Source organism: Enterococcus timonensis (assembly GCF_900104595.1).
Taxonomy (GTDB): domain Bacteria; phylum Bacillota; class Bacilli; order Lactobacillales; family Enterococcaceae; genus Enterococcus_J; species Enterococcus_J timonensis.
The window spans coordinates 473,881-500,654 of the sequence record NZ_FNVY01000004.1; the positions used below are offsets into that span (position 1 = coordinate 473,881).

Sequence of the window (26,774 nt, forward strand, 5' to 3'; positions counted from 1 at the left end):
CGTTTATTTACTTGTGTTAAGTGCTCATGGTTTCCTGATGCAAACTGCTACTTATTATCTTAAAAAAATCTGCAGATTGCAAATGAATTGGATAGGAGCTTATAAAAATGATGAAAATTTATGATTTCTTTATCAATCGCTGTGAAATTAAGTTGGTAAAAAAAAAAATCCGGAGAAATTTTTCTCCAGATTTTCTAGTTTGCTAATTTTTTAAATTTTTTTTAAATGTCGTCGTTGTCTTCGTCATTTTTTCTGCGTTCCAAATATAATTTGTAATACAAAATCGCTAGCACAACGATAATCACCACAAATTTGATAGCTTCAACAATAAAATGGGTGGTGCTATTTTCAATACCTTTAATCAATAAGTTGGTGACTTCATTAAGAATTGCAGCCGCTAACCCCAGTAAAACAATGTGCCAATAGCGAGGTCCAGTTTTCATTATCTTTCCTCCTTAAAAATAGCGGGCCATCCAGATGGGAATTAAATTAATGAGAATAACTAAAGTGTTCATTCCAGCATGGGCAATGATTGAGGTGAGAATTTTCCCGGTGTTACGATAAATTAAAGCCAGCGTCATGCCCATTGTAAAATACAAAAGAAAATGACCATCTTGATGAGCTAAATAAAAAAGTAAACTGGAAGCAACTGCGCCAATCCAAAAATTAAAATGATTTCCTAAAAAACCAATCAAAGTGCGCCGGAAGAATATTTCTTCCATAATGGGTCCAGCGATACTCACCAGCAAGATAAAGGCAAAATTTTGTTGGATGACGTCTAAGATGCCTTGCGTATTTTCCGATCCTTGCAGTCCACCGGTTAAAGCCGCTTCAATTAAGTTAGCGCCGATTTGAACTGCCGTAACAATGGCAATACCGATAATGCCTTCGTAAATGGCTTTTGATGATTTTGTCTGGGTGGATTTTTTTTCAACGACCAAATCTTCATTGAGTTTGGGGACAAAATAAATCATTAATGCTGCGCCAATGACGTAAAAGATAATCGTTAAGGTGCTGGCTTGTCCGGCGTCTAATTTGAACATAACGGTGAGTAAACTTGGGGCAAAAAGAGCGACAAAATAAGTGACTAAATTTAATAGTGCATAAGGATTTAAAGTCATAAGTACCTCCTTAAAGTTTGAGATTAGTATAGCACGTAAAAAGTCAGCTGACAAAAGGCAGATGAGATAAAAGGCGCTGAAGGATAATTCTATTTTAGAAATTTTTTTAGTCATTAGCAAAAATCTTGCAATATCCATTAAACATGCTACAATAAATATTGTAGTTAGCACTCAAGGTAAAAGAGTGCTAAAAAATAGTTAACTGGAGGGATTTTCGTGTTACGACCATTAGGAGATCGAGTATTGATTGAAGTGGCAAAAGAAGAAGAAAAAACTATCGGCGGTATCGTCTTAGCTTCTTCAGCCAAAGAAAAACCACAAAACGGAACGGTCATTGCAGTAGGTTCTGGCTTAGTTTTAGACAACGGTGAAAAAGCACCAATGTCTGTTAAAGTAAATGACCGCGTGATGTTTGAAAAATACGCTGGTGCTGAAGTGAAATATGAAGGCCAAGAGTATTTAATTGTTCACGAAAAAGATATTGTCGCAATTGTTGAATAAAAAAAATTTATTTGAGGTGAAAAAATAATGGCAAAAGATATTAAATTTTCAGAAGATGCAAGAAGTGCGATGTTGCGCGGTGTCGATATTTTAGCGAATACCGTTAAAGTCACTTTAGGGCCAAAAGGACGCAATGTCGTTTTAGAAAAATCATATGGTTCTCCATTAATTACTAACGATGGTGTGACCATTGCAAAAGAAATCGAATTAGAAGATCATTTTGAAAATATGGGGGCAAAACTTGTTTCTGAAGTCGCTTCAAAAACAAATGATATTGCTGGTGACGGAACAACAACCGCCACTTTATTAACTCAAGCAATCGTTCGTGAAGGTTTGAAAAACGTGACAGCTGGTGCCAATCCAATGGGCATTCGTCGTGGGATTGAACTAGCTACGAAAAAAGCAGTGGAAGAACTTCATAAAATTTCGATCGTTGTGGATACAAAAGAAGCTATTGCTCAATTAGCATCTGTTTCTTCAGGTTCTGAAGAAGTTGGGAAATTAATTGCTGAAGCGATGGAAAAAGTTGGTAACGATGGTGTGATTACTATTGAAGAATCAAAAGGGATCGAAACTGAACTTGACGTGGTAGAAGGTATGCAATTTGACCGCGGCTATTTATCCCAATATATGGTGACTGATAATGATAAAATGGAAGCTGCTTTAGAGAATCCATACATTTTAATTACCGACAAAAAGATTTCTAACATTCAAGATGTTTTACCAATGTTGGAACAAATTTTACAACAAGGTCGCTCTTTGTTAATTATTGCTGACGACGTTGATGGCGAAGCATTACCAACCTTGGTTTTAAATAAATTACGTGGAACGTTCAATGTCGTTGCTGTTAAAGCACCAGGATTTGGCGATCGTCGTAAAGCTATGTTAGAAGACGTTGCTGTTTTAACTGGCGGGACGGTTATCACGGAAGATCTTGGCTTGGAATTAAAAGATACAACGTTAGAACAATTAGGAACAGCTGGTAAAGTGGTTGTTAATAAAGACACAACGACGATTGTTGAAGGCGCTGGTGGAAAAACTGCCGTAGCCGATCGTGTGAAATTAATTCGCAACCAAATTGCGGAAACAACTTCTGATTTTGATCGGGAAAAATTACAAGAACGTTTAGCTAAACTTGCTGGCGGTGTGGCTGTTGTTAAAGTTGGGGCAGCTACTGAAACTGAATTAAAAGAATTAAAATTAAGAATTGAAGATGCCTTAAACGCAACGCGCGCGGGTGTTGAAGAAGGGATGGTCTCCGGTGGGGGAACTGCTTTAGTCAATGTGATTGGCGCCGTTGCAGCTCTAGAAGCTGAAGGCGATGTAGCAACCGGCATTAAAATTGTTGTTCGGGCTTTAGAAGAACCAATTCGCCAAATTGCAGAAAATGCTGGGTATGAAGGTTCCGTTATCGTGGACAAATTAAAATCAGTTGAAATTGGAACGGGCTTTAATGCGGCCAACGGTGAATGGGTCAACATGGTAGAAGTCGGCATTGTTGATCCTACGAAAGTTACTCGTTCAGCTTTACAAAATGCAGCTAGTGTTGCAGCCTTGTTGTTAACAACAGAAGCAGTTGTTGCTGACAAACCTGAACCTGCTGCTCCTGCAATGCCTGCCATGGATCCAAGCATGGGCGGCATGATGTAAAAAAGATTTCAAAGACAAAAAAGTAAACAGAATTCACTTTAAGTGGATTTTGTTTACTTTTTTTTGTTGCAATAACTGATCTAAATTTTTTTAAATAAAAATAGATGAAACCGCTTGTTTTCAGGAGTGAATAAGCCTATAGTAAAGCTATACTTAATGGGGAAGTTAAAAATGGAGGAGAGATCTTTTTATTAAAAAGAAGGTAGGTGTGGTGTGTGGAAAAAATTTTCAGTTTTATTCTATGGTGTTTAATGGGTTTGGTTCTTTTTGGCTACAATTATTTTACAGCAAAGCAGATTAAAGCAGGAAAAAGTATCCGGTTTGAAAAATTATTAGTAAAAAATAATTTCTTTCAATACACACAAAAGATACGAAAAGAAACAGCACAGCGAACGACTATAAAAGGCGTGATCGTAGCTTTCTTATATGTACTTACGCTAAGTTATTTTTATCTGCCAAGCTTTGATTTCAAACAAAGTAATAATCAATTCGTTTTGGTACTTTTGCTTTTTACTTCTGTAGTGTATTTAATGCCCGTCAGTTATCTAAGCATCTGGTTTGCAAGAAGAAAGGACTTGAAAAAATAAACTTTAAATAAAAATCTAATCCTTTATTTCTCTCCTTTATTTTTCTCTCGTTCACTTTATCTTTAACTTTCTCCAAAATGAAAAGCAATCATCAGCTTTTCGTCAGACTTTATTCATAAAAAACAGAAAAACAAACTTCTTTTCTTTGGTAAATTGAATTTATCAAGGAGAGGAGTTTTTTTAATGGCAAAAATTAAATCAAGGCACAAGAAACGTTTCCGGCGTCAAAAGCAATTTATATTTTTATTATGTGTAGTGATTTTTGGTCTTTTTATGAAAAGTCGTTTTTCTAACGCTAGTACGCAAGGAGAATTTTTGGGTGTGTCAAGAAGTTTGTGTAAATTCATTTAAACCTTATTCAGTTTGATTTATATTTTTAAAACATTGAATCCAATGTGTCCTGGCATTGTTTAAAACCTTTATGGGCTCTACCAGTTTTTTTATTATTATAATCAACCATTTGGGTGACTAAAAAACGATCAAGAGCTTCTTCATTAGGAAATTGTTCTTTGATTTTTGTTTTTCTTTTCAACTGTTTATTGAAAGATTCAATAATGTTGGTGGAATAAATAGTACCTCGAATAGCTTTGGGAAATTGCGTGAAGGTCAGGAGATTTTCTGTGTTTTGAAGAGAGTGCGTCATTCTTGGATAACGTTTCTCCCATTTTTCTATAAAGGTTTGGATTTTTTCTTCACCCTCTTTAAAATTGATCGCATGATGAATTCCTAATTAAAGCAATGAATGACAGGAGCTGGTTGATATGAGCTTACACGTATACCACGACCGCAAGAAATTGAAATGGCAAGGATTCATGCTGTCCGAGCATAATGCCATGATGGCAAAAGATGAAAAAGAACGAAAATTTATTTGGCCGGCTAAAGAGCTTATGACCAAGGAAGAAATTGATCGTATACTATATGAAGCGAAATTAAAAAATAGAGCCGTTGCCATCCAAAAAGAAGAGATGAACGAAGAAGGTTTATACTCCCCTGACGTTACCGGAAAGATACAAGGATATGATGAACTAGGTGTGTTTATTAGCGGTCAGAAAGTCGATTATGATGAGATACGTAGCGTAGAATTTTTTGAGGAAAAGAAATGGTCTGATTTAAGCTGAGGTGATCTATATGTTAAAAAAATCTGGAGTCGTGACGAAAATCAAGATACTAAATACGACGAGCAAGACACCGCTCATCTATTTTAAGTTAGACGATTGCAACTGTCTGATTGCTGCACACTCCCTCTCGTTTCTAGCGGACGTGGCGGAGAATACTAAGATAGGCATTTCGGGACTATATAATAGTAGGAATCAGTTTGTAGTGAAAAAATATGCAGTGGTAGGCATGACGAAGATTATGATGGAGTTTGAAATGATGAGAATATAAATACCCACTCTCTAGTAGGATAAAGAGTGGGCAAAAGAAAGTGAGAGTGGACTACTCTCTAATTAGTAGTTTATCATTTTTAGGTTTCAACGCAATAAAAAAACAGGCACCTATCGCCAGGGTGCCTGCCCTCCCTAAAAGGGAGTAGAAATGGATAGTTTCTGAATGTCAGTTTAGCATAAAACGGTTTCAGCAACAAAAATCATACTATTTTAACACAAAAAGGGCTCCCGATTACTCGAATGCTCCTTGCAGAAAATAAAGATTTTCTTGGATTGGTTTTATTATACAACGTAACGCTTACATGTGCAATAGAAAAGATCCTAGCGTAGGTAGGCTAAGATCTTTTTTAATTTATTTATGTTGGTCGACTAATTGTTGGGACTTGTTCGTTATGTCTTTTACATCTTGGTTAGCTTTGTTTAATTTATCAATATACACTTTTAAATCAGAATTTTCTTTAGTTGCATTTGCTAACTGCTGTTTAGTAGAATCGAGCTCTGCTTGTAAAGAATTCTTTTCACTGTTTAATGTGTTGATTTGGTCATTTAGTGAATTAATGGTATTTCGCAGATCATTCGCTTGATTTAATGCTTCTTGCAGTTTAGAATTCCATTCTTGATTTTTCTGATTGATCTCTTGATTTTTTTGATCAATTTCTTTCAATTTGTCCGCAATTTCTTGCTGTTTAGATTGTAACTCTCCATTTTTACTATTTAATTGAGATTCTAAACTAGTTTTTTCTCCAGCTAGTTGATTATTTTCATTTTTTAAATTCTCTAACTGTTGCCGATAACCGTCAATATCTTTTTGAAACTGATTTAATTGGTTCTGTGTACTAGTTGATTCATTGGATAATTGTGCGATTTTCTGTTCCTTGACTGATAGTGAGTTACTCAACTTGTCTAAGTTACTATTGATGGTAGAAATATTATCTTCCCCACCCCATTTTAAAATGCTATCTGCATAACTTTTACTAGTTAAACCAATAAATATTAGTACAACGATGAGTGTTCCGATTACATATTTTTTCTTTTTCATTATTCAATTTTCTCCTTACATATATAAAAGCGACATAGCAACTCTTATATAATAGAGTTTTATCTAGGGTGTGTCAAGAAGTTTGTGTAAATTCATTTAAACCTTATTCAGTTTGATTTATATTTTTAAAACATTGAATCCAATGTGTCCTGGCATTGTTTAAAACCTTTATGGGCTCTACCAGTTTTTTTATTATTATAATCAACCATTTGGGTGACTAAAAAACGATCAAGAGCTTCTTCATTAGGAAATTGTTCTTTGATTTTTGTTTTTCTTTTCAACTGTTTATTGAAAGATTCAATAATGTTGGTGGAATAAATAGTACCTCGAATAGCTTTGGGAAATTGCGTGAAGGTCAGGAGATTTTCTGTGTTTTGAAGAGAGTGCGTCATTCTTGGATAACGTTTCTCCCATTTTTCTATAAAGGTTTGGATTTTTTCTTCACCCTCTTTAAAATTGATCGCATGATGAATTCCTTTGAAATCACTGGCTACTTCTTTACGATCAGAAACGCGAACCTTTCCCATAATGTTTCGGTTAATGTGCACAAGACATCGTTGAAATTTAGCTTGGGGATAATTTCTTTCGCAAGCATTTTGAATAGCGGTCATGCCATCGGCAACGATAAGTTGCACATCAGTTAGTCCTCTAGAAACAAGACTGCCTAATAAATCGGACCAAGCAGCATCTGATTCTTGTGGGGCAATAAGATAATCTAAAATTTCTTTTTCTCCAGAAGAAGTAATCCCTAAAGCAATATGTACCGCTTCTTTCTGGACAGCGTCACGTCTTAAGGGAATATATGTAGCATCTAGAAAAAGACAAACATATTGTGAATGAAAAATAGGACGGGAATGAAAAGCAGTCACTTGTTCATCAACCATTTTTGTAATGTTAGAAATGGTCGTAGGACTATAGTGTGAACCATACATCTTTTCAATTAAATCGGCAATTTCTCTAGTGGTAATGCCTTTTTCATAGAGTTGGATAATAGTCGTTTCTAAGCTGTCAATACGATGAGTATAAGGAGGAATTAAAGACTGATGAAATTCTCCTTTTCTGTCCCTAGGGACGCGCACATTAATTTGACCAAACTGTGTATCTAATCGTCTTGTGTAGTCACCATTTCGATAGTTACCGTTATTGAGTCGCGCGTAAGGATTATAGCCGAGAATAGCAGTTAATTCACTTTCTAAAAGAGTATTCATTGTGGTTTCAAGCTGATTGCGAAAAACTTCTGTTAAATTTGTATTTTCTAGTAGTGCTTGAGCGATTTCTTTGTTAAACTGATTCATGGGAAGACCTCTTTCGTTGATTTGGTTTAGTCGCTTTAATCATACGAATAAGGTCTTCCTTTTTCAATACCCTAATTTACACAAACTATTTTACGCTCTCGAATTTTTACCCCAGCAATTTACCGAAGAAATTAATGAGAATTTTGCCAGTCGTTATCAAACGACGTTACCCATGGTTTTACAAAAAGAGGAGCGGTGGGAAAATCTCCATTACGGTATTGGTTCAGAAAATAGTTTTGCCGACAATGCTTGTGCGATTGCTAGTCTGGCTATGATTGAAGGATATTTTCAACAAAGTCCAGCGCCGGTTGAAGAAATTTTGCAATGGGCTGGTGACACGTATTATGTGCCGGGAGCTGGGACTAGTTGGCAAATTTTTATTGAGTTTGCCCGGGCGAATCAATTAGGTTATGAAGATTTAGGGAGTGATTCTAACGCCTTAATGAATCATTTGGCGCAAAATCATCCGGTTGTTGTTTCGGTAGGTCCTGGAGAATTTACCACAACCGGACATATTATGGTCTTAACTAATGGCGGTAACGGTGAAATCCAAGTTTATGATCCTAATGACACGCCAGAAAAAAATCATTTTGCAAAAACTTTTGACGTGGGCATTTTTCAACAAGAGGCGCTTCATTATTGGGCGTTTTGGTCCTAGGCAGTCCCGATTAGATTCTGCTATAATGAAAAAAAAGGAGCAGATGACATGGTGACGATTGCTTTAGTGGAAGATGAAAAAGAAATTGCTGATTTATTGGCAACTTATTTAGAAAATGAAGGCTATACAGTAAAGGCTTTTTATGACGGGATTTCCGCTCATAATTATTTTTTAGAAAACCAACCGGATTTAGCACTGTTAGATGTGATGTTGCCGGATATTACGGGGCTTACTCTGCTCCAAGAAATTCGCCGAGAACATTTTTATCCAGTGATTTTTTTAACTGCCAAAGGGGAAGCGCTAGATAAAATAAACGGACTAACTTTAGGGGCGGATGATTATATTACGAAACCTTTCAATCCTTTAGAAGTAGTGGCGCGGGTCAAGACACAATTGCGCCGGGTCCAACGTTATAATCAATCAACAATAATTTCAACTGAAAAAAATGAAGCTAAAGATATGGAAGAAATCCAGGTGAAAGGCTATGACCGCCACGGTTTACGCTTAGAACCACAAGCCCATAAAGTTTTTTTATACGATAAAGAAATTTTTTTGACGCCGCTGGAATTTTCGATTTTATCTTTATTAATGGAGCAACAAGGAAATGTCGTCTCCTCAGAAAAGATTTTTGAAACAGTCTGGGGCGAAAAATTTTTAGACAATAACAATACGGTGATGGCCCATATTGCTCGATTAAGAGAAAAATTAAGCGACACACCGCAAAAACCGAAATTTATAAAAACCGTGTGGGGAGTGGGGTATACACTTGTCTAATAGAAATCAGCAAATAACTCGTAAGATATTTCGTCAATTTTTAATTACTTGGTTATTATTTATCGGAGTTACTCTTGGTTTAACGGCAATTATTCTTTTTTTGAGTAGCCAAACAACGTGGTATGGAACGGAAACTTTTTATCCAATTTTCTCTTTGATTCATGATTATTTAACGCCGTTCTTGCTTGTTTTTTTAGTTGTGGTGACAGCCGTTATTATCTACTATTATCTTCATAAAAGTTTATCTTTAGTCAATGAAGTAGTAGAAGGAGCGGAATCCATCATTAATGATCCGCAAAAAAATCTTGTTTTTTCGCCTGATTTAAAAGAGACGCAAGATCAACTAAATACGATTCGAACGGAAAATATTAAAAACCAACGAGCAGCAGTCGAAGCAGAATCTCGTAAAAATGATTTGATTGTTTATCTAGCTCACGATCTTCGGACGCCGTTAACTTCGGTAATAGGTTACTTAACCTTATTAAAAGACGATCCGGATTTATCAGCGGAAGCTAAGGCCCGCTACACAGAAATTTCTTTAGAAAAAGCGTTGCGTTTGGAAAATTTAATTGGTGATTTTTTTGAAATTACCCGCTTTAATTTGACCACCTTAACTTTGTCCAAAGAACCATTTTACTTAACTCGCGCCTTAGAACAAGTGACTTTTGAATTTTTGCCATTGATGGCTGAAAAAAATCTCACTTGGGATTTACAATTAGGCGACAATCTGGAAATTTCCGCCGATCCTGATAAATTAGCTCGGGTTTTTGATAACTTGATTAAAAATGCTTTAAACTATGCGCCGGCAAATTCTGTTCTAACTTTAAAAGTGACAGAACAATCGCAGTCGGTTGTTATCACTTTAAGCAATCAAGGCAAAACCATTCCGCCAGAAAAATTACCGCATTTGTTCGAACCATTTTATCGTTACGATGCCGCGCGGACAACGAGCACCGGCGGAACAGGGCTAGGATTATCGATTGCAAAAGAAATTGTCGAACTCCATCATGGCTTAATTTCAGCTGAAAGTGTGGATAGTGTAATTACTATGACCGTGGTTCTGCCCAAAAAATAAAAGTAAAAGTAAAATCGCTAGGATGTGCGACTTTACTTTTACTTTTTTCATTTTACGGTATACTAGAAAAAAGGAAGTGATCGATTTGTTTACAAGAGAAGATGATGATTTTATTTTACGCCAGGTCAAATCGCTAGCCCAAGGTTTAGGGAAATTTCTTGGCAAAAAAAGTTTCTATGAACTTTTATCGATGGAACAAAAACAACAAGTGCCAGAATCGCGCTACGATGATTTTTTGAAAGTTTTAGCTTTAGAAGAAAAAATGACCGCCGAACAAATTTCAGTGGAAACAGTGGCGACACTAACGAATTTTCCAAAAAGTGACTTGCAAGCAATATTGACAGCTCGTCGTTTGCCGACGCCAGCAGAAAGTGTTAAAATTGCCGCTTTTGTTGATGGGACGCTTCGTTAATTTTTTGCAAACGAATGAAAATTTGGTAAAATGAGGTCATGTCAAAAGGAGGTCAGTGGATGAATTTAGCTGTGGTGGTGCCATGTTTTAATGAAGCGGCAGCTTTGCCCTATTTTTTAAAAGAAATGGCAGAAGTTGAAAGTAGCTTGCCAGTTGACGTGGACTATTTTTTTGTTGACGATGGATCCACCGATGATACGTTAAATATCTTAAAAGAAGCAGCCACTAAAAATTCCCACCTTCAATATTTATCTTTATCCAGAAATTTTGGTAAAGAAGCGGCGCTATATGCCGGATTATCAGCGACAAATCACGATTATATTGCCGTGATGGATGCGGATTTGCAAGATCCGCCGGCATTATTAAAAGAAATGCTGCGTTTAGTCCAAGAAGAACATTACGATATGGTGGGCACCAAACGTCAAGATCGACGCGGGGAGCCGTGGCTACGGAGTTTTTTCTCCCGCTCTTTTTATTTTTTAATGAAAAAAATTTCCAACACACCGCTTGAACCTGGCGTTCGCGATTACCGACTCATGACCCGCCAAGTGGTTGAAGCGGTCTTATCGGTATCTGAGTATAATCGTTTTTCTAAAGGAATTTTTTCTTGGGTAGGTTTTAAAACTATTTATTTGCCTTATGAAAATCACGAACGAATCGCCGGGGAAACGTCTTGGTCTTTTTGGCAATTATTTTCTTATTCATTAGAAGCGATTGTCAATTTTTCTGATGTACCTTTGACCCTTGCTTCATTGGTAGGAGTGGTTGCTTGTTTGGCGGCGATTATTTCCACAATTGTGATTGTCGTCCGAACGCTAATGTTTGGCGATCCTACAAGCGGGTGGCCGTCACTTGCCACAATTATTTTATTTGTCGGCGGTCTGCAATTATTTTCCCTGGGAATTGTGGGCAAATACATCGGTAAAATCTTTCTTGAAACCAAAAATCGTCCCCGCTATTTATTAAAAGAGACGAATTTAAAAAAGGAGCACGAACATGAACATGTATCCAGATGATTCTTTAACCTTACACACGGACCTTTATCAAATAAATATGATGCAAACCTATTGGGAGCTTGGACGGGCGGATTTACATTCTGTTTTTGAAGTTTATTTTCGTGAATTACCTTTTCAAAATGGTTACGCCATTTTTGCCGGGTTGCAACGGGTAGTGAATTATTTAGAGCAATTAACTTTTTCTGAAACGGATTTGGCTTATTTAAAAGATCTTGGTTACTCCGCAGAATTTCTTGCTTATTTAAAAGATTTTAAATTTTCCTGTACCGTCCGCTCAGTGGTTGAAGGGGATTTGGTTTTCCATAATGAACCTTTGATGCAAGTGGAAGGTCCTTTAGCCCAATGTCAATTGGTGGAAACGGCCTTGTTAAATATTATTAATTATCAAACATTAATCGCCACGAAAGCCGCCCGGATTAAATCGGTCATCGGTCAAGATCCTTTATTAGAATTCGGGACTCGCAGAGCGCAAGAATTGGATGCCGCCATTTGGGGGACGCGCGCGGCTTTTATTGGCGGTGCTGATGCTACAAGTAATGTGCGGGCGGGGAAAATTTTTGGGATTGCTGTTTCAGGGACCCATGCGCATTCACTCGTTCAATCTTACGGCAATGATTACGATGCATTTATGGCTTATGGAAAAACCCATGTGGATTGTGTTTTTCTAGTAGATACATACGACACGCTGAAATCCGGTGTGCCAAACGCCATTAAAGTGGCCCGCGAACTTGGCGATAAAATTAATTTTCAAGGAGTGCGGATTGACTCAGGCGATATGGCGTATATTTCAAAACGGGTCCGAGAACAATTAGACGACGCTGGTTTTCCAGATGCAAAAATTTATGCTTCTAATGATTTGGATGAAAATACAATTTTGTCTTTGAAAATGCAAAAAGCAAAAATCGACGTCTGGGGTGTGGGGACAAAACTCATTACCGCCTACGATCAACCCGCTTTAGGTGCCGTTTATAAATTAGTTTCCATTGAAAACGAACAAGGAAAAATGATCGATACGATCAAATTATCTGGTAACGCCGAAAAAGTTTCCACCCCAGGAAAAAAACAAGTTTGGCGAATCACCCGAAAAGATGGCGGAAAATCAGAAGGCGACTATATCACTTTGATGGATGAAGATCCGCGAAAAGAAGAAGAACTTTATATGTTCCATCCGGTGCATACTTATATTCATAAACGGGTTCGGAATTTTTGCGCCCGACCATTGTTGCAAACAATTTATCAAGATGGGAAACGAATTTATGAGATGCCAACTCTGACTGAAATTAAAGAAAGTGCCCGCCAAAATCTGGATTCTTTATGGGATGAATACAAGCGCGATTTAAATCCGCAACCATATCCTGTCGACCTTTCTTCTGATCTTTGGAATCACAAAATGAAATTAATTGAGAGTGTCCGCCGGCAAGTTCAAGCGCTGGCACCAGAAAGGACCGATGATTAATGCGACCATTACAAGAAAAAATTATTCAAGAACTCAAAGTTCAACCAACGATTGATTCGGAAAAAGAAATTCGCCGCAGCATTGATTTTTTAAAAAGTTACGCTAAAAAAAATTCATTTTTAAAAAGTTTTGTTTTAGGAATTTCTGGTGGTCAAGATTCTACTTTAGCCGGCAAACTCGCCCAAATGGCTAGCAGCGAACTGCAAGCAGAAGGAATTGATTTTCAATTTATTGCCATTCGCCTGCCTTATGGTACGCAAAAAGATGAAATCGACGCTCAAAAAGCGCTGGCTTTTATTCAGCCAGATCAGTCGATGACTATCGATATTAAACCTGCCGTTGAAGCGCTGGTGGCCAGCATGCCTCAAGGTGTTGAAATCAGCGATTTTAACAAAGGAAATATTAAGGCGCGCCAGCGGATGGTGGCCCAATATGCAGTGGCTGGGCAATTGGCCGGTGCGGTAATTGGTACCGATCACGCGGCGGAAAATATTACTGGATTTTTCACTAAATTTGGTGATGGGGCTGCTGACTTAACGCCTTTATATCGTTTAAATAAACGCCAAGGAAAAATGTTACTGCAACATCTCGGTGCCGATTCTGCTCTTTATGAAAAAATTCCTACCGCCGACCTAGAGGATGACAAACCGCTAATCGCTGATGAAGTGGCGCTAGGTGTGACATATGCCAATATCGATGATTATTTAGAAGGCCGCGACATTGACACTAAGGCGGCTGAAAAAATTGAAAATTGGTTTTTAAAAACAGAACACAAGCGGCATTTGCCAATCACGGTATTTGATGATTTCTGGAAATAAGTTAAAAATATGAGTAAGAGATTTTTAAAGTTAGTCAGACGAATGAAGACGGTGGCCAAAAAGATTTTTCTTTTTGGTCATTGTCTTGTTAAGGAGCAATCATGAAAAAGAAATATTCCAATCAGCGCGGTGTAATTTATTTGCTGGTACTTTTGATCGTTAGTTATTTAGGAAATTTATATTTACAATTTATGCAAAATAATATGTCGCTAGATCTGGCGTTAAAATTTGCCCTGTCTTGGCACACGGAAAAATTTTTAATATCGACGGTCGTCCTATTTTTCGGAGCCCTTTTTTTAGCCAGTTTATTAGGTAGTTTAGCAGCTGGAATTGGTGTGTTTAGCGTGGCGACATTTCTAATCGGCGTAGCTACATATTTAAAAATGAAATACCGGATGGAGCCGGTTTACCCGGATGATTTAAAAATGATTACCGAATTTTCACTGTTAAAAGATATGGCAGGGTGGCCGCTCTTTATTTTGGCGATTGTTTTAATTATTCTGGTGGTGTTCTTAGCGTTATGGCAATTGAAAAAAAGTTTTCGTTTACCAAAACGTCGGCAAATTTGGCGGGTGGGACTACTTATTTTAAGCAGCTTATTTTTATTTTACGCCGCGCAATTTAACCGCACCGGCAATCTTTTGAAAAAAGCGTATGATCGAACTGCTTTGTGGATTCCGTATTCACAAAAAATGAATTATTACAATGTCGGCTTTGTCGGCGGCTTTTTATTTAATTTAAATGTGCCAGCCATGGACGAGCCAACTGATTATTCTAAAGAAACGATGACTGACTTAGCTGAAAAATACGCCCAAGAAGCGACAGAAAACAACTCGGCGGCAGAAAGTGCGCAACCAAACATTATTTTTGTAATGTCAGAAAGTTTTTCAGATGGTACCAAACTTAATGGCGTTGATTTGTCGGCTGATCCTTTGGCGGCATTTAAAGAATTACAAAACACAACTTATGCCGGACAAATGCTCTCGTCAGGATTTGGCGGCGGCACGGCTAATATTGAATTTGAAGCGCTGACCAGTTTTTCTATGGAATTATTTAATCCGCAAATGACCACACCTTATACGATGTTGGTGCCAAAAGTCGAAACTTTTCCAAGCGTGGTGGATTTATTAAAAACAGCAGGCTATGACGCAACGGCAATTCATCCATACAATACGAGTATGTACAAGCGCCAAGACGTTTATGAAACGTTAGGATTTGATAATTTTTTGTCGGAAAAAACTATGACCCACACCGATACTGTTGAAAATAATCCTTATATTAGTGATGCCAGTGCTTATGCTGAAATTTTGGATACTTTAAAAGAAACTGATACGCCGCAATTTATGCACTTGGTCACTATGCAAACCCATATGCCTTATGCCAATAAATATCCGCAACTGGATTACTTGACCACACCGCAAAATGCTACGATGGAAAATTATTACCAAGATGTCCATGTGGCTGCCGATGCTTTGGAAGATTTTTTGCAAGAATTGACAGATTTGCCGCAGCGGACACTGGTGGTTTTTTGGGGCGATCATTTGCCAAGTATTTATTCTGAGGAAATTCAAGCAGAAAATACGGCCGCCCAACTCCATTTAACAGAATTTTTATTTTACGATACGCAAGGTCAGTTGACTGAAAAAAATCAACATGATGCCATTGTGTCGCCGATTTATTTTGCGCCGGATTTATTTCAACAAGCCGGTCTAAAAGAATCACCGTTTTATGCTTTTTTGCACCAACTGCAAGCAGATATGCCAGCCTTTGAAAAAAATATGTACTATAACGGCCATGATTTTACTGAAACATTTGATTTTAGCCAACAAGCTGAAGAGTTATACCACGATTATCAATTAATTCAATACGACGCCACCAGTGGCGAACAATATTTAAGTGAGGAAGACTTTTTTACGGTATCTTAAAATCAAAAAAAATTAAAAGAGTTCAAAATCCATCGGTGATTTTGAACTCTTTTTTTATTTCTGAAAGTGAGTTTTTACGGCATTATTTTTTTGAAGAATTGTTTTTAATTTCTTAATAGGAAATGATTGTCGCCAAGACTTTTTTTAGGTATAATGAGTTAGTAATTATTTTCATAGGGGAGTAACTGGCAGTATGTCTGCGGCAACATCATCATCTTGGAACTTCGCGTTTCTGGTGTTGTCTTAAACGGTGAGACTTATGTATTGCCACACGGCGTACACGAGTCGTTTTTTTTTACTCGTGTTCGGCCAAATATTATTTAGGAGGCGCCAAATGTCCGAAGAGAAGAAGCAACAAGTGCAAGGAACTTTTTATACGATGTCCCAAGACGACACGTTAAAAGCCTTGCAATCATCAAAAGAAGGATTGAGCCAAAGTGAAGTCAGCAAACGCCTGGCGGAATATGGTCCCAATGCTTTAGATGAAGGGAAGAAAAAATCTTTATTAGTGAAATTTTTCGAGCAGTTCAAAGATTTCATGATTATTGTTTTATTAGTGGCGGCAGTTATCTCAGCTGTAATTGGTCACGAAATTACCGATGCGATTATTATTTTAGTCGTGGTTATCGTTAATGCGGTCTTCGGTGTATTCCAAGAAGCAAAAGCTGAACAAGCCATTGATGCACTAAAAGAAATGGCCTCACCATCAGCCAATGTGAAACGAGACGGACATATTGTTACGGTTAAAAGTGACGAACTTGTACCTGGCGATCTCGTTTTACTAGAAGCCGGCGATGTTGTGCCAGCGGATTTGCGAATTATTGAAGGCGCAAGTTTGAAAATTGAAGAAGCTGCTTTAACTGGTGAGTCTGTGCCGGTGGAAAAATCAGCAACGACTTTAACAGATGGCGAAACTGGAATTGGCGATCGGGTCAATATGGCTTTCATGACGTCAAACGTAACATATGGTCGGGCAACAGGTGTCGTTGTTGGCACCGGGATGAATACCGAAGTCGGAAAAATTGCCGGCATGTTGGCCCAAGCCGATGAAACACAAACACCATTAAAAGAAAACTTGAACTCATTAGGAAAAGTTTTAACGATTGCGATTTTAATTGTCGCCGCTGTAATGTTTGTTGTGGGAATTATTCAAGGCCGTGACGTCTTAGAAATGTTATTGACCGCTATTTCCTTAGCCGTAGCTGCAATTCCTGAAGGTTTACCAGCGATTGTAACGATTATTTTAGCTTTAGGTACGCAAAAAATGGCCAAACGGAATGCGATTGTACGTAAATTGCCAGCCGTTGAAACATTAGGTTCGACTGATATTATTTGTTCCGATAAAACAGGGACGTTAACTTTAAACCAAATGACCGTTGAAGGTTTGTACACGAACGGCAAAGTCATTCCAGCTAGCGAAAATGTACCAGAAGAAGATTTAGCTTTAAAAGTAATGACTTTTGCAAATGACACCAAAGTTTCCCAAGAAGGCGCCTTAATTGGTGACCCAACGGAAACCGCGATGGTTCAATTTGCTATGGATCGTAATTATCCTTTAAATGCTAAATTAAAAGCTGAACCACGGGTGGCTGAAGTTCCTTTTGATTCTGATCGGAAATTAATGTCAACGATTCATCAATTAGAAAATGGTAAATTTTTTGTTGCTACAAAAGGTGCGCCTGATGTTTTAATTTCTCTTTGTCGTTTAGTAGAAGAAAATGGCGCCCAAGTTCCGTTAACTGATGCTAAGAAAAAAGAAATTTTGACAAATAATACGAACATGGCAAAACAAGCATGGCGCGTCTTGGCGATGGCTTACAAAATCGTCGACACTATGCCTGCGGAAATGACTTCTGAAGTTGTTGAAAAAGATTTAATTTTTGCGGGCCTTGTTGGGATGATTGACCCTGAACGTAAAGAAGCTGCTGAAGCGGTAAAAGTTGCCAAATCTGCTGGCATTCGTCCAATCATGATTACCGGCGACCACAAAGATACTGCCGAAGCAATTGCTGGACGGTTAGGAATTATTAAACCTGGCGATGACGATGCTGTTTTAACTGGTGCCCAATTAAATGAAATGTCTGATGAAGAATTTGCTCAAAAAGCAAGTCAATATTCCGTTTATGCGCGGGTTTCTCCTGAACATAAAGTACGGATTGTCAAAGCTTGGCAAAAAGAAGGTAAAGTAGTTGCCATGACTGGTGACGGTGTGAACGACGCGCCAGCTTTAAAAGCTGCTGATATCGGAATTGGGATGGGGATTACCGGAACAGAAGTTTCTAAAGGCGCTTCTGATATGGTCTTAGCTGATGATAATTTCTCAACAATTGTTGTCGCTGTTGAAGAAGGTCGGAAAGTTTTCTCCAATATTCAAAAAACAATTCAATATTTACTTTCCGCTAACTTAGGTGAAGTATTGACCTTGTTTATCGCAACGATGCTTGGTTGGGACACATTGCTCCCAGTTCACTTATTGTGGATTAACTTAGTCACTGATACTTTCCCAGCAATTGCTTTAGGATTAGAACCAGCTGAAAAAGATGTGATGGATCATGCACCACGTGGTCGGGAATCGAACTTTTTCTCCGGCGGTGTCTTCTCTAGTGTGATTTATCAAGGATTGACACAAGGATTTTTAGCCCTCTTTATTTATCAAATGGCTTTATTGTTCCCAGCTCATCCTGGTAATGAAACTTTGATTCATGGCGATGCATTAACCATGACATTTGCAACGTTAGGTTTGATTCAATTGTTCCACGCCTTTAACGTTAAATCAATTCACCAATCATTATTCACAGTTGGATTATTCCGCAATAAAACATTCAACTGGGCGATTTTACTTTCCGCAGTTTTACTAGCTGCAACGATTGTTATTCCTGGATTTAACAATTTATTCCGGGTGTCGCATTTAGATACGTATCAATGGTTGAAAGTTTTTGCAACTAGTTTCGCGATTATTCCAATTGTAGAAATCGTGAAATTTATCCAACGAAAAATGGGCATTACAAATTAATTAAATAAATAAAAAATTGGCGTGAGGCATTGGCCTCGCGCCTTTTGTTAGGAGCGTTTTATTAATGAAGACGAATATGAAGGGCTATTTAGAAAAGTTAAATGAATTTGTTCAAGGGAGCGAAGGCGTAGCTGATAAAATGGATCCATTTTACCAACAAGCGGCCGAAAATTTAACAGAAAATAAATTAAGTGCTGAAAACTTAGCGGCAATTCACGAAAATTTTGCTAGTGGGGTTGCTGAATATCGGGTGATGTTAGAAAAACTGACCCAAATGAAGCCGCCAGCAAAAGCAATGGGTTTGCATTTGCGTTTGCAAAAAACATTTGCTCGCTACGTAGAAGAATGCCAAATGATGGTCGAAGCCGTTGATGGAAAGCTTGATGTTGAAAAATTTCAAGCAGCCGAAGCCGCTCAAGACAAATCGTCCAATGATATTGGCTATTGCGTGCAAAAAATTACCGCCATCTTAACTGGACGGTAAAAATAAAAAATCCTGTCGCAACTTTTGCGGCAGGATTTATTTTTTTAAGCTGGGAAATGAACACAAACAGCTTCCGGAGCGTAGCAAGAATTTTCTAGGAAGGTGAGCGTGCCATCAGAATTTTTTTCAAAAAGAGATAAGTGATCTGATTTTTGATGGGCGCAAATTAAAAATTGATCATTTTTCGAAAAGTTAAAATCACGCGGGAAATCACCATGACTATCGGTAATAGCAACGAGAGCAAGCATTGTTCCATTTTCATTTATGGCAAAAATAGCAATCGAATTATGTCCGCGGTTAGAAGCATAAAGGAAACGGCCATCTTGACTAATACGAATGGCGCCACCAGAATTTTCACCAGTGAAATCTGCTGGTAAAGTGGAAATTGTTTGCAAACTTTCAAAATGTCCATCAGAAAAATATTGTAAGACCGTTACCGTACCGGCAAGTTCACCGACAAGATAAGCGACGGATTGTTTCGGATGAAAAACCAAATGGCGAGGGCCGGTGCCAGGTAACTCATTAAAAACAGCAACTTCAGTTAATTTGCCATCTTCAGCTACATCATACGTATAAACGCCGTCAGTCCCAAGATCACAAGCAATCAGACGATTATCCGGTGCCAAGTCGGTATAGTGAACGTGTGGTTTTTCTTGATTGGCATGCGGACCGCTTCCTTCATGCAAGACTTCATCGGCAAGCTCTAAGCCACCATTTTTTAAAATCTTGTAACTCCGTAAGTCGCCTAGATGATAATTGGCCGAATAAACTAATTGACGCTTTTGATCGACAGCCACATAACAAGGGGAGTTGCCAGGTTTAGTTACCGCATTAATTAATTGGTAGTCGCCCGCACTTGTTTTTTCATAACTCATCAGCCCGCCACCGTCATCATTGGTGCCGACTGTGTACAAAATTTCGCCGTCTGTCGTTAAATAAGTAGGATTTTTTTCTTTTTGTACGAGTTGGACCGGTAGTAATGTTTTATTTTCAACATCCAACGTTCCTTCATAAATGCCTTGACTTTCTTTGCGGGTATAAGTGCCCAATAAAAATTTTTCCAAAATAAGTCCTCCTTGATTGTCTGAATTTATTTCAAGTATAGCATAAGTTTTTTTGGCTGTGGTATAATATGAGCAAAGGAATGCTTTAAGCAAACCAGAATAGAAGGCGGAGGAAATTATGCAAGCAGAAATTATTGAAATTGGCGATAAAGCATGGGATGAAAGCGAACCGATGTTGATTTTATTTGGAGAAAAAATTACGCCGGAACTAAAAGCCTATTCAGTGGTCCAAAGATTTCCAGAAAATGTCGTGCCAGCTACTTTAGTGGTGGGAGACACGCTAAAATTTGGCGATCAAAGTTATACAATTGAAAAAGTTGGACGTTTAGCTAATGCGAATTTGCAAGAGTTGGGCCATGTGACTTTAGTCTTCGGACCACTTCCAACTCACGATGAATTAGTTAATGCTCTTTATTTAAATCCCCACACTTTACCAAAAATGGCTGTCGGTGACAAGATTACTTATCCGGAAAATTAAGGAGTCGCCATGGAAAAAAAGAAGCGTCCCTCATGGTTTTGGAAATGGTTTTTAAATAATCAAGTGGTGGCTGGTTTATTAATTGTCTTACTAGTCTTACTTATTTTGCTGGCTTTTACGAAAGTCGCTTATTTATTTGAACCTATTATGCAATTTTTCACCATTGTCGGCTTGCCGATTTTAGTTAGCGTAGTGCTCTATTATTTTTTTGTACCAGTCGTTGATTTTCTAGAAAAGAAAAAAGTGCCGCGAGTCATTGGGATTATTTTACTTTTCTTAGTCATTATTGGACTTTTGATTTGGGGCGGGGCAGTGGCTGTGCCGAAAATTCGTGAGCAAACGTTGAGTTTTGCCGATAATTCACCTTATTATGTCGATACAATTTCGGCCCAAGCAGAAAAATTATTTGCCACCGAATGGATGAAACAACTCCAACCGCAGATCGAATCGATGATTGATCAAGCAATGGATTCTTTAAGTAATATTTTGCAAAATTTATCAAAAACAACGTTCCAAAGCATCGGAAATATTGTTGGAGCTGTGGCCAATACGGTCTTAGTCATTATCACAACACCATTTATCTTGTTTTATTTATTAAAAGACGGTAAAAAAATGCCTGCTTACTTGGTGCAATTTTTGCCCAATCGTTGGCGGAAAACGACAATGCAAGTTCTCCACGAGATGAATGATAAAGTGTCCAAATATATTCGCGGGCAACTAGTGGTGGCCGTTACGGTAGCGATTATGTTTATTATTGGCTTTTCAATTATTGGACTTGATTACGCGGTGACCTTTGGCGTTTTGGCGGGATTTTTAAATTTGATTCCTTATTTGGGATCATTTTTGGCAATGATTCCGGCAGTATTTTTAGCGTTAGTTGCCGGGCCATTTATGGTTTTAAAAGTGGCCATCGTTTTTGTTATTGAACAAACACTTGAAGGGCGCTTTGTTTCGCCACTTGTTTTAGGTAGCCAGTTGAACATTCATCCGGTGACGATTATTTTTGTTTTACTCACTTCAGGGAAAATTTTCGGATTAGCGGGTGTGGTATTAGGAATTCCGGCTTATGCGGCCTTAAAAGTACTCGTCACTTATATTTTTGAGTGGTATAAAAAAGTTTCCAAACTGTATAATGATCAACCACTTTTATTAGTGGAATCAGTGGAAAAAGAAGACCAAGAAGAAACACCAAATAAAAAAGAGGAAGAAAATTAAAAATTTTCTTCCTCTTTTTTGCATTTATACGAGATGATTTTGGAGGCTGTAGAGCCCGCCGATTAAAAATTGGGTATTCAACCCTTTTTTGGCAAAATGTTGAGCTAGCACTTGACTAGAACGACCATGTTTCGAAATAAAAAAGTAATTTTTTTCTTGATCCCAGTTAGTAAAATTAGGAGTAGCAGTGACGGGAATATCTTTGATTAAGAAATCGGGCGTCAACTCCTCAAGAGGCAGACCGGTTAAATTGATCAAAATATTTTGGGAGCTCGGCTGCAGTTGCAAAAATTCTTCGACTGTTAAACCGTACATCATATCCCTCCTTTCTTGACTTGGAAATTGTAGCGAGATTTCAAGTTAATTGCAACTATTTAGCTTTTATCTTAGAAAAATTTTCAGAAAAAGTTTTAATTTCGAATAAAAGTACTTGCTATCTGCTGAAAATTTTTTTATAATGACAAGGTGTCATATGACAATCTGTCACAAAACAGAAAGGAGAGGCCGATGCCTAAAGAAACTTTTTTTAATTTAGCCAAAGAAAAACAAGAGCGCATTTTGAGTGCGGCACGGATTGAGTTTTCCCGAGCCGATTTAAAAGATGCTTCAGTAAATCAAATTATTAAATTGGCTGATATCCCACGGGGAAGTTTTTACCAGTATTTTGAAGACAAAGAAGATTTATATTTTTATTATTTGTCGAATTTGGGAAAGCAAACGAAAATGAACTTTGAGACTGCATTTAAAGAAAGTCGTGGAGATTTTTTTGTAGCGGTGGAACTTTTTTCAACGACATTTATGACGATGATTTTAGAAGGGCCAGATAAAGAATTTTACGGACACGTGTTTACTGGCATGGATTTTCATTCCTCCGACAAGGCTTTGCCTTTTAATCATCCGCCTCATCCTCATCACGGTGGGCCAAAAGAATTACCAGAATTTTTAAAGACCGTTGATTTTGAAAAATTAAAACTGGAAAGTCCAGAAGAACTAATGATTTTATTTAAATTAGTGATGACGATTTTTGTCCACACCATCGCCGAAGCCTACAAACCTCAAGAAGATGGGACGCAATTGTCCAAAGAAGAAGTACTGCGCCGCTTTAATTTACGGCTAAATTGGCTGAAATATGGAGCCTATCAAAAACCTATTAGTGGCAAGGAGGAAAAATAAATGTGGAAAATGTTAAAACGGATGTCACCAGTTTCGTTAATTATGGCCATCTTTTTTATGGTTATTCAAGTAGTAGCAGATTTGTATTTGCCAACCTTAACGTCAAACATTATTAATGACGGGGTGGCAAAAGGAAATGTCGATTATATTTGGCAAATGGGCTTTATCATGTTGGGATTTTCTTTAATTTCAATTGTCGCCGCCCTAGGAAATACGTATTTTGCCACGCGAGAATCACAAAAAGTGGGGAAAAATTTACGTTCAGAAATTTATAGCAAGGTTGAACATTATTCCAATAATGAATTTGACAAATTCGGCACAGCTTCATTAATTACTAGAACCACCAATGACGTCAACCAAATTCAAATGGTTATCCAAATGGCGCTTCGCATGATGATCAACGCACCAATTACTTTAATCGGTGCCAGCTTCATGTCTTATCAAAAAAATTCTCAACTGACTAGAATTTTTATTGTCGTTTTACCAATTATGGCGGTCTTAATTTTAGTAGTTATGTATTTGGCTGTGCCATTATTCAAAAGTATGCAAGCTAAGACCGACCGTTTGAACTTAGTCTTTCGTGAAGGTTTAACTGGCGCTCGAGTGATTCGTGCTTTTGACAAAGGGGAATTTGAATCAGAACGATTTGATGTAGCCAATAAAGATTACACGCATGTTTCCATTAAAGTGCAAACAATTATGGCCGTCATGATGCCCATGATGACTTTAATTATGAGTGGAACTAATATTGCCATCACTTGGTTTGGTGGTCATTACATTGCCGATATGACGATGGAAGTCGGAGACATGGTGGCCTTTACTACTTATGCTATGCAAATTTTGATGAGCTTTATGATGTTAGCAATGATTTTCATTTTTATTCCGCGGGCCCAAGCTTCTGCTGAACGGATTAATGAAGTGTTAGACACGAAAAGTGATGTCCAAGATCTTGCATCTACTAAAGCTTTAACTTATGAAGGGGATAAAACTACTTTAGCTTTTGACAAAGTTGATTATCGTTACAAAGGCGCAGAATCACCAGCGCTGACGGATATCGATTTTAAAGCTCATTCAGGTGACGTTGTGGCCATTATCGGCGGAACTGGTTCTGGTAAATCGACTTTAGTCAATTTAATTCCGCGGTTTTATGATATAGAAAAAGGAAATATTTTGCTAAATGGTGTGGACATTGCGACAGTCGCTCAAGCAGATTTGCGCGACGATATTGGTTATGTTCCGCAAAAAGCGGTTCTCTTTTCAGGAACGATTCGTTCTAATTTACAATATGGCAATCCTAATGCGACAGATGAAGAAATTTGGAAGGCATTAGAAATTGCTCAAGCCAAAGATTTTGTCAGCGAGTTACCAGATCAACTGGATGCCATCGTCGAACAAGGCGGGGATAATTTCTCTGGTGGACAAAAGCAACGGCTAGCAATTGGTCGAGCTTTAATCAAAAAAACAGATGTCTATATTTTCGATGATTCATTTTCAGCATTAGATTTTAAAACCGATGCTAAATTGCGTGAAGCTTTGAAAGAAAATATTCAAGAAGCCATTTTGATTATTGTGGCTCAACGTGTGTCCACAGTTATGCAAGCTGATACGATTCTAGTAATTGACGAAGGTCGACAAGTGGGACGCGGCACGCATCAAGAGTTAATGAGCAATAATCAAACGTATCAAGAAATTGTTCATTCCCAATTAAAAGAGGAGGATTTGGACTAATGGAAAATAATAAAAAAACAAAAACAACTCCTACTGTTCAACGTCGTGGTCACGGTCCTGGTGGCGGTATGGGAATGAAACCTGAAAAAGCAAAAAATTTCGGTGGAACTTTGAAACGTCTTTTTGCTTACTTGTCTAAAAAAATCTATTTAATTATTTTTGTTTTAGTTTTAGCCATAGCTTCAACCATTTTCCAAATTGTAACTCCGAAAATTTTAGGCCGGGCGACTACTGAAATTTTTGCCGGCGTGCAAAAAGGGATGGATTTAATTGGTCAAGGGGAAACAATCACTGAATTGCCAATTGATTTTGAAAAAATTACCCAGATCATTTTACTAGTCATCATTTTGTATTTGGGATCGGCGCTCTTTAATTTTATTCAACAATTTGTAATGACCCGGGTTTCACAAAATACTGTTTATGAAATGCGGAAAGATTTAAAAGAAAAAATGAATCGCGTGCCGATTAAATATTACGATACGCATTCTAACGGGGACATTATGAGTCGGGCCATTAACGATATGGATAATGTGGCTGGAACTTTGCAACAAAGTCTGACTCAGTTAATCACGAGTGTCGTGCAATTTGTCGGAGTCTTAGTGATGATGCTGACTATTTCTTGGCAATTAACTTTAGTAGCAATTGCCACGGTGCCATTAAGTTTAGTTGTCGTAATGATTATTGCACCGAAATCACAAAAATATTTTGCCACTCAACAAAAAAGCTTAGGTTTGCTTAATAATCAAGTGGAAGAAACTTATGGCGGACATACCGTTGTGAAAAGTTTTAATCACCAAGAAGCCGATATTAAAGATTTTGAAGTAGAAAATGAAAATTTATATATATCTGGCTGGAAAGCTCAATTTATCTCAGCTTTGATTATGCCGATGATGAACTTTATTAAAAATCTCGGGTACGTTTTTGTTGCCGTTTTAGGTGGGATTAAAGTTGCCAATGGTCAAATGAATTTAGGGGATGTGCAAGCTTTCTTACAATACACGAACCAATTTTCCCAACCCATTACGCAAATCGCTTCTTTAATGAACACAATTCAAAGCACGGTAGCTTCCGCCGAACGAATTTTTGAAGTATTAGACGAAGAAGAAATGGTTAATAAACCTTCCGGACTTAGTGTCGAAGAAAATTCTCCTTACAAAGTCGCTTTTGAAAATGTTCAATTCGGATATAATGAACAGGCACCTTTGATGACTGACTTTAGCCTCAATGTTTCCTCTGGAGAAATGGTAGCCATTGTTGGACCAACTGGTGCTGGTAAGACGACGTTAATTAATTTGCTAGAAAGATTTTATGATGTGACTGGCGGATCAATTCGTTATGAAGGAAAAGACACGAGAGATATTGGCCAAAATGATTTGCGGAGTCATTTTTCTATGGTTTTACAAGATACATGGCTCTTTACTGGATCCATTTATGATAATATTTTGTACGGACGCCAAGAGGCAACCGAAGAAGAAGTTTACCAAGCAGCGCGCGCCGCTCACGTGGATGATTTTGTTCGGAAATTACCAAACGGCTATAAAACGGTCTTAAATGAAGAAGCGTCCAATATTTCTCAAGGTCAACGGCAATTGATTACCATTGCGCGAGCATTTTTAGCCAATCCAGATGTTTTAATTCTCGATGAAGCCACAAGCTCAGTTGATACACGGACAGAAATTCTGATTCAAAAAGCGATGGGGACTTTGTTGAAACACCGGACAAGTTTTGTCGTCGCTCACCGTTTGTCGACCATTCGTGATGCCGATAATATTATTGTGATGGATCACGGTTCGATTGTAGAAACCGGAACTCATGATAATTTAATGGCCAAAAATGGTTTCTACGCTGATTTATATAACTCACAATTCGCCAAAGGACCAGTAATCGAAGGTTGATTTTACAGC

Annotated in this window: 27 protein-coding genes and 1 pseudogene; 21 read left to right on the top strand and 7 right to left on the bottom strand. The window is 37.8% G+C overall.

The window, feature by feature from the left end:
* Window positions 1-221: 221 nt before the first annotated feature.
* Both BQ5341_RS06900 and BQ5341_RS06905 read right to left on the bottom strand, forming a co-directional pair.
* Window positions 222-443, bottom strand: a complete 222-nt coding sequence (locus BQ5341_RS06900; protein WP_071131283.1) for a hypothetical protein — start codon at window positions 441-443, stop codon at window positions 222-224.
* A gap of 12 nt (window positions 444-455) precedes the next feature.
* Window positions 456-1,121 (bottom strand): CPBP family intramembrane glutamic endopeptidase, encoded by a 666-nt coding sequence (locus tag BQ5341_RS06905; protein WP_071131284.1) that lies wholly within the window; start codon window positions 1,119-1,121, stop codon window positions 456-458.
* 216 nt (window positions 1,122-1,337) lie between these two features.
* Between BQ5341_RS06905 and groES the strand changes: the two genes are divergently transcribed.
* The 4 genes from groES (at window position 1,338) to BQ5341_RS10505 (ending at window position 4,210) form a co-directional block, all read left to right on the top strand.
* On the top strand, window positions 1,338-1,622 hold the full coding sequence (gene groES / locus BQ5341_RS06910; RefSeq protein ID WP_071131285.1) for a co-chaperone GroES: 285 nt from the start codon (window positions 1,338-1,340) through the stop codon (window positions 1,620-1,622).
* 27 nt (window positions 1,623-1,649) lie between these two features.
* On the top strand, window positions 1,650-3,272 hold the full coding sequence (gene groL, locus BQ5341_RS06915; RefSeq protein WP_071131286.1) for a chaperonin GroEL: 1,623 nt from the start codon (window positions 1,650-1,652) through the stop codon (window positions 3,270-3,272).
* Between the two features lie 215 nt (window positions 3,273-3,487).
* Complete coding sequence (locus BQ5341_RS06920) at window positions 3,488-3,859, top strand: hypothetical protein (protein WP_071131287.1); 372 nt, start codon at window positions 3,488-3,490, stop codon at window positions 3,857-3,859.
* Between the two features lie 183 nt (window positions 3,860-4,042).
* On the top strand, window positions 4,043-4,210 hold the full coding sequence (locus BQ5341_RS10505; RefSeq protein ID WP_158661755.1) for a hypothetical protein: 168 nt from the start codon (window positions 4,043-4,045) through the stop codon (window positions 4,208-4,210).
* A gap of 25 nt (window positions 4,211-4,235) precedes the next feature.
* Here the strand turns inward: BQ5341_RS10505 and BQ5341_RS06925 are convergent.
* A pseudogene (locus BQ5341_RS06925) lies at window positions 4,236-4,583 on the bottom strand (transposase); the annotation flags it as partial.
* Window positions 4,584-4,620: 37 nt separating this feature from the next.
* On the opposite strand from BQ5341_RS06925, the gene BQ5341_RS06930 reads away from it, so the two are divergent.
* Both BQ5341_RS06930 and BQ5341_RS10685 read left to right on the top strand, forming a co-directional pair.
* Window positions 4,621-4,977, top strand: a complete 357-nt coding sequence (locus tag BQ5341_RS06930) for a hypothetical protein (protein ID WP_071131289.1) — start codon at window positions 4,621-4,623, stop codon at window positions 4,975-4,977.
* Between the two features lie 10 nt (window positions 4,978-4,987).
* Window positions 4,988-5,245, top strand: a complete 258-nt coding sequence (locus tag BQ5341_RS10685) for a hypothetical protein (protein WP_071131290.1) — start codon at window positions 4,988-4,990, stop codon at window positions 5,243-5,245.
* 354 nt (window positions 5,246-5,599) lie between these two features.
* Here BQ5341_RS10685 and BQ5341_RS06940 read toward each other — a convergent pair whose 3' ends face one another.
* Complete coding sequence (locus BQ5341_RS06940) at window positions 5,600-6,286, bottom strand: DNA-directed RNA polymerase subunit omega (protein ID WP_071131291.1); 687 nt, start codon at window positions 6,284-6,286, stop codon at window positions 5,600-5,602.
* 125 nt (window positions 6,287-6,411) lie between these two features.
* Window positions 6,412-7,581: an IS256 family transposase gene (locus tag BQ5341_RS06945; RefSeq protein ID WP_071131292.1), complete on the bottom strand. Its 1,170-nt coding sequence runs from the start codon at window positions 7,579-7,581 to the stop codon at window positions 6,412-6,414.
* Between the two features lie 16 nt (window positions 7,582-7,597).
* Between BQ5341_RS06945 and BQ5341_RS06950 the strand changes: the two genes are divergently transcribed.
* The 10 genes from BQ5341_RS06950 to BQ5341_RS06995 all read left to right on the top strand — a co-directional run bounded on the left by BQ5341_RS06950 (window position 7,598) and on the right by BQ5341_RS06995 (window position 19,212).
* The gene (locus BQ5341_RS06950) at window positions 7,598-8,239 is read left to right on the top strand and encodes a C39 family peptidase (protein ID WP_071131293.1); all 642 of its coding nucleotides are present in this window, start codon (window positions 7,598-7,600) and stop codon (window positions 8,237-8,239) included.
* Between the two features lie 48 nt (window positions 8,240-8,287).
* A complete protein-coding gene (locus BQ5341_RS06955; protein WP_071131294.1) occupies window positions 8,288-9,013 on the top strand; it encodes a response regulator transcription factor in 726 nt (241 codons plus the stop codon).
* A complete protein-coding gene (locus tag BQ5341_RS06960) occupies window positions 9,006-10,088 on the top strand; it encodes a sensor histidine kinase (RefSeq protein WP_106396186.1) in 1,083 nt (360 codons plus the stop codon). The genes BQ5341_RS06955 and BQ5341_RS06960 overlap by 8 nt, the downstream gene beginning before the upstream one ends.
* A gap of 85 nt (window positions 10,089-10,173) precedes the next feature.
* Window positions 10,174-10,500, top strand: a complete 327-nt coding sequence (locus BQ5341_RS06965; protein WP_071131295.1) for a hypothetical protein — start codon at window positions 10,174-10,176, stop codon at window positions 10,498-10,500.
* Between the two features lie 59 nt (window positions 10,501-10,559).
* Window positions 10,560-11,516 carry a glycosyltransferase family 2 protein gene (locus BQ5341_RS06970; RefSeq protein ID WP_071131296.1) on the top strand — a complete coding sequence of 319 codons (957 nt, stop codon included), beginning with the start codon at window positions 10,560-10,562 and terminating at the stop codon, window positions 11,514-11,516.
* Window positions 11,497-12,972, top strand: coding sequence for a nicotinate phosphoribosyltransferase (locus BQ5341_RS06975; RefSeq protein ID WP_071131297.1), 1,476 nt, complete (start codon window positions 11,497-11,499; stop codon window positions 12,970-12,972). Before BQ5341_RS06970 ends, BQ5341_RS06975 begins: the two co-directional genes overlap by 20 nt.
* Window positions 12,972-13,790, top strand: a complete 819-nt coding sequence (gene nadE / locus BQ5341_RS06980) for an NAD(+) synthase (RefSeq protein ID WP_071131298.1) — start codon at window positions 12,972-12,974, stop codon at window positions 13,788-13,790. Before BQ5341_RS06975 ends, nadE begins: the two co-directional genes overlap by 1 nt.
* A gap of 101 nt (window positions 13,791-13,891) precedes the next feature.
* Entirely contained in the window at window positions 13,892-15,715 is a 1,824-nt protein-coding gene (locus BQ5341_RS06985) for an LTA synthase family protein (protein ID WP_071131299.1), read from the top strand.
* 334 nt (window positions 15,716-16,049) lie between these two features.
* A complete protein-coding gene (locus BQ5341_RS06990) occupies window positions 16,050-18,728 on the top strand; it encodes a cation-translocating P-type ATPase (protein WP_071131300.1) in 2,679 nt (892 codons plus the stop codon).
* Between the two features lie 64 nt (window positions 18,729-18,792).
* Window positions 18,793-19,212, top strand: coding sequence for a hypothetical protein (locus BQ5341_RS06995; protein WP_071131301.1), 420 nt, complete (start codon window positions 18,793-18,795; stop codon window positions 19,210-19,212).
* A 44-nt stretch (window positions 19,213-19,256) separates the two neighbouring features.
* Here the strand turns inward: BQ5341_RS06995 and BQ5341_RS07000 are convergent, their stop codons facing one another.
* Window positions 19,257-20,279, bottom strand: coding sequence for a lactonase family protein (locus BQ5341_RS07000; RefSeq protein WP_071131908.1), 1,023 nt, complete (start codon window positions 20,277-20,279; stop codon window positions 19,257-19,259).
* Between the two features lie 115 nt (window positions 20,280-20,394).
* Between BQ5341_RS07000 and BQ5341_RS07005 the strand changes: the two genes are divergently transcribed.
* A complete protein-coding gene (locus BQ5341_RS07005) occupies window positions 20,395-20,754 on the top strand; it encodes a PTS glucitol/sorbitol transporter subunit IIA (protein ID WP_071131302.1) in 360 nt (119 codons plus the stop codon).
* A gap of 9 nt (window positions 20,755-20,763) precedes the next feature.
* A complete protein-coding gene (locus tag BQ5341_RS07010) occupies window positions 20,764-21,969 on the top strand; it encodes an AI-2E family transporter (protein WP_071131303.1) in 1,206 nt (401 codons plus the stop codon).
* A 24-nt stretch (window positions 21,970-21,993) separates the two neighbouring features.
* On the opposite strand, the gene BQ5341_RS07015 is transcribed toward BQ5341_RS07010, so the two are convergent.
* Window positions 21,994-22,287, bottom strand: coding sequence for a hypothetical protein (locus BQ5341_RS07015; RefSeq protein WP_158661756.1), 294 nt, complete (start codon window positions 22,285-22,287; stop codon window positions 21,994-21,996).
* A gap of 189 nt (window positions 22,288-22,476) precedes the next feature.
* Here BQ5341_RS07015 and BQ5341_RS07020 point away from each other — a divergent pair, with 189 nt between their 5' ends.
* From BQ5341_RS07020 to BQ5341_RS07030, 3 genes are read left to right on the top strand one after another with little or no spacing between them, the layout of a single operon-like run.
* The gene (locus BQ5341_RS07020) at window positions 22,477-23,142 is read left to right on the top strand and encodes a TetR/AcrR family transcriptional regulator (RefSeq protein ID WP_071131305.1); all 666 of its coding nucleotides are present in this window, start codon (window positions 22,477-22,479) and stop codon (window positions 23,140-23,142) included.
* On the top strand, window positions 23,143-24,870 hold the full coding sequence (locus BQ5341_RS07025; protein WP_071131306.1) for an ABC transporter ATP-binding protein: 1,728 nt from the start codon (window positions 23,143-23,145) through the stop codon (window positions 24,868-24,870).
* Window positions 24,870-26,765, top strand: a complete 1,896-nt coding sequence (locus tag BQ5341_RS07030) for an ABC transporter ATP-binding protein (protein WP_071131307.1) — start codon at window positions 24,870-24,872, stop codon at window positions 26,763-26,765. The genes BQ5341_RS07025 and BQ5341_RS07030 overlap by 1 nt, the downstream gene beginning before the upstream one ends.
* Window positions 26,766-26,774: the final 9 nt, after the last annotated feature.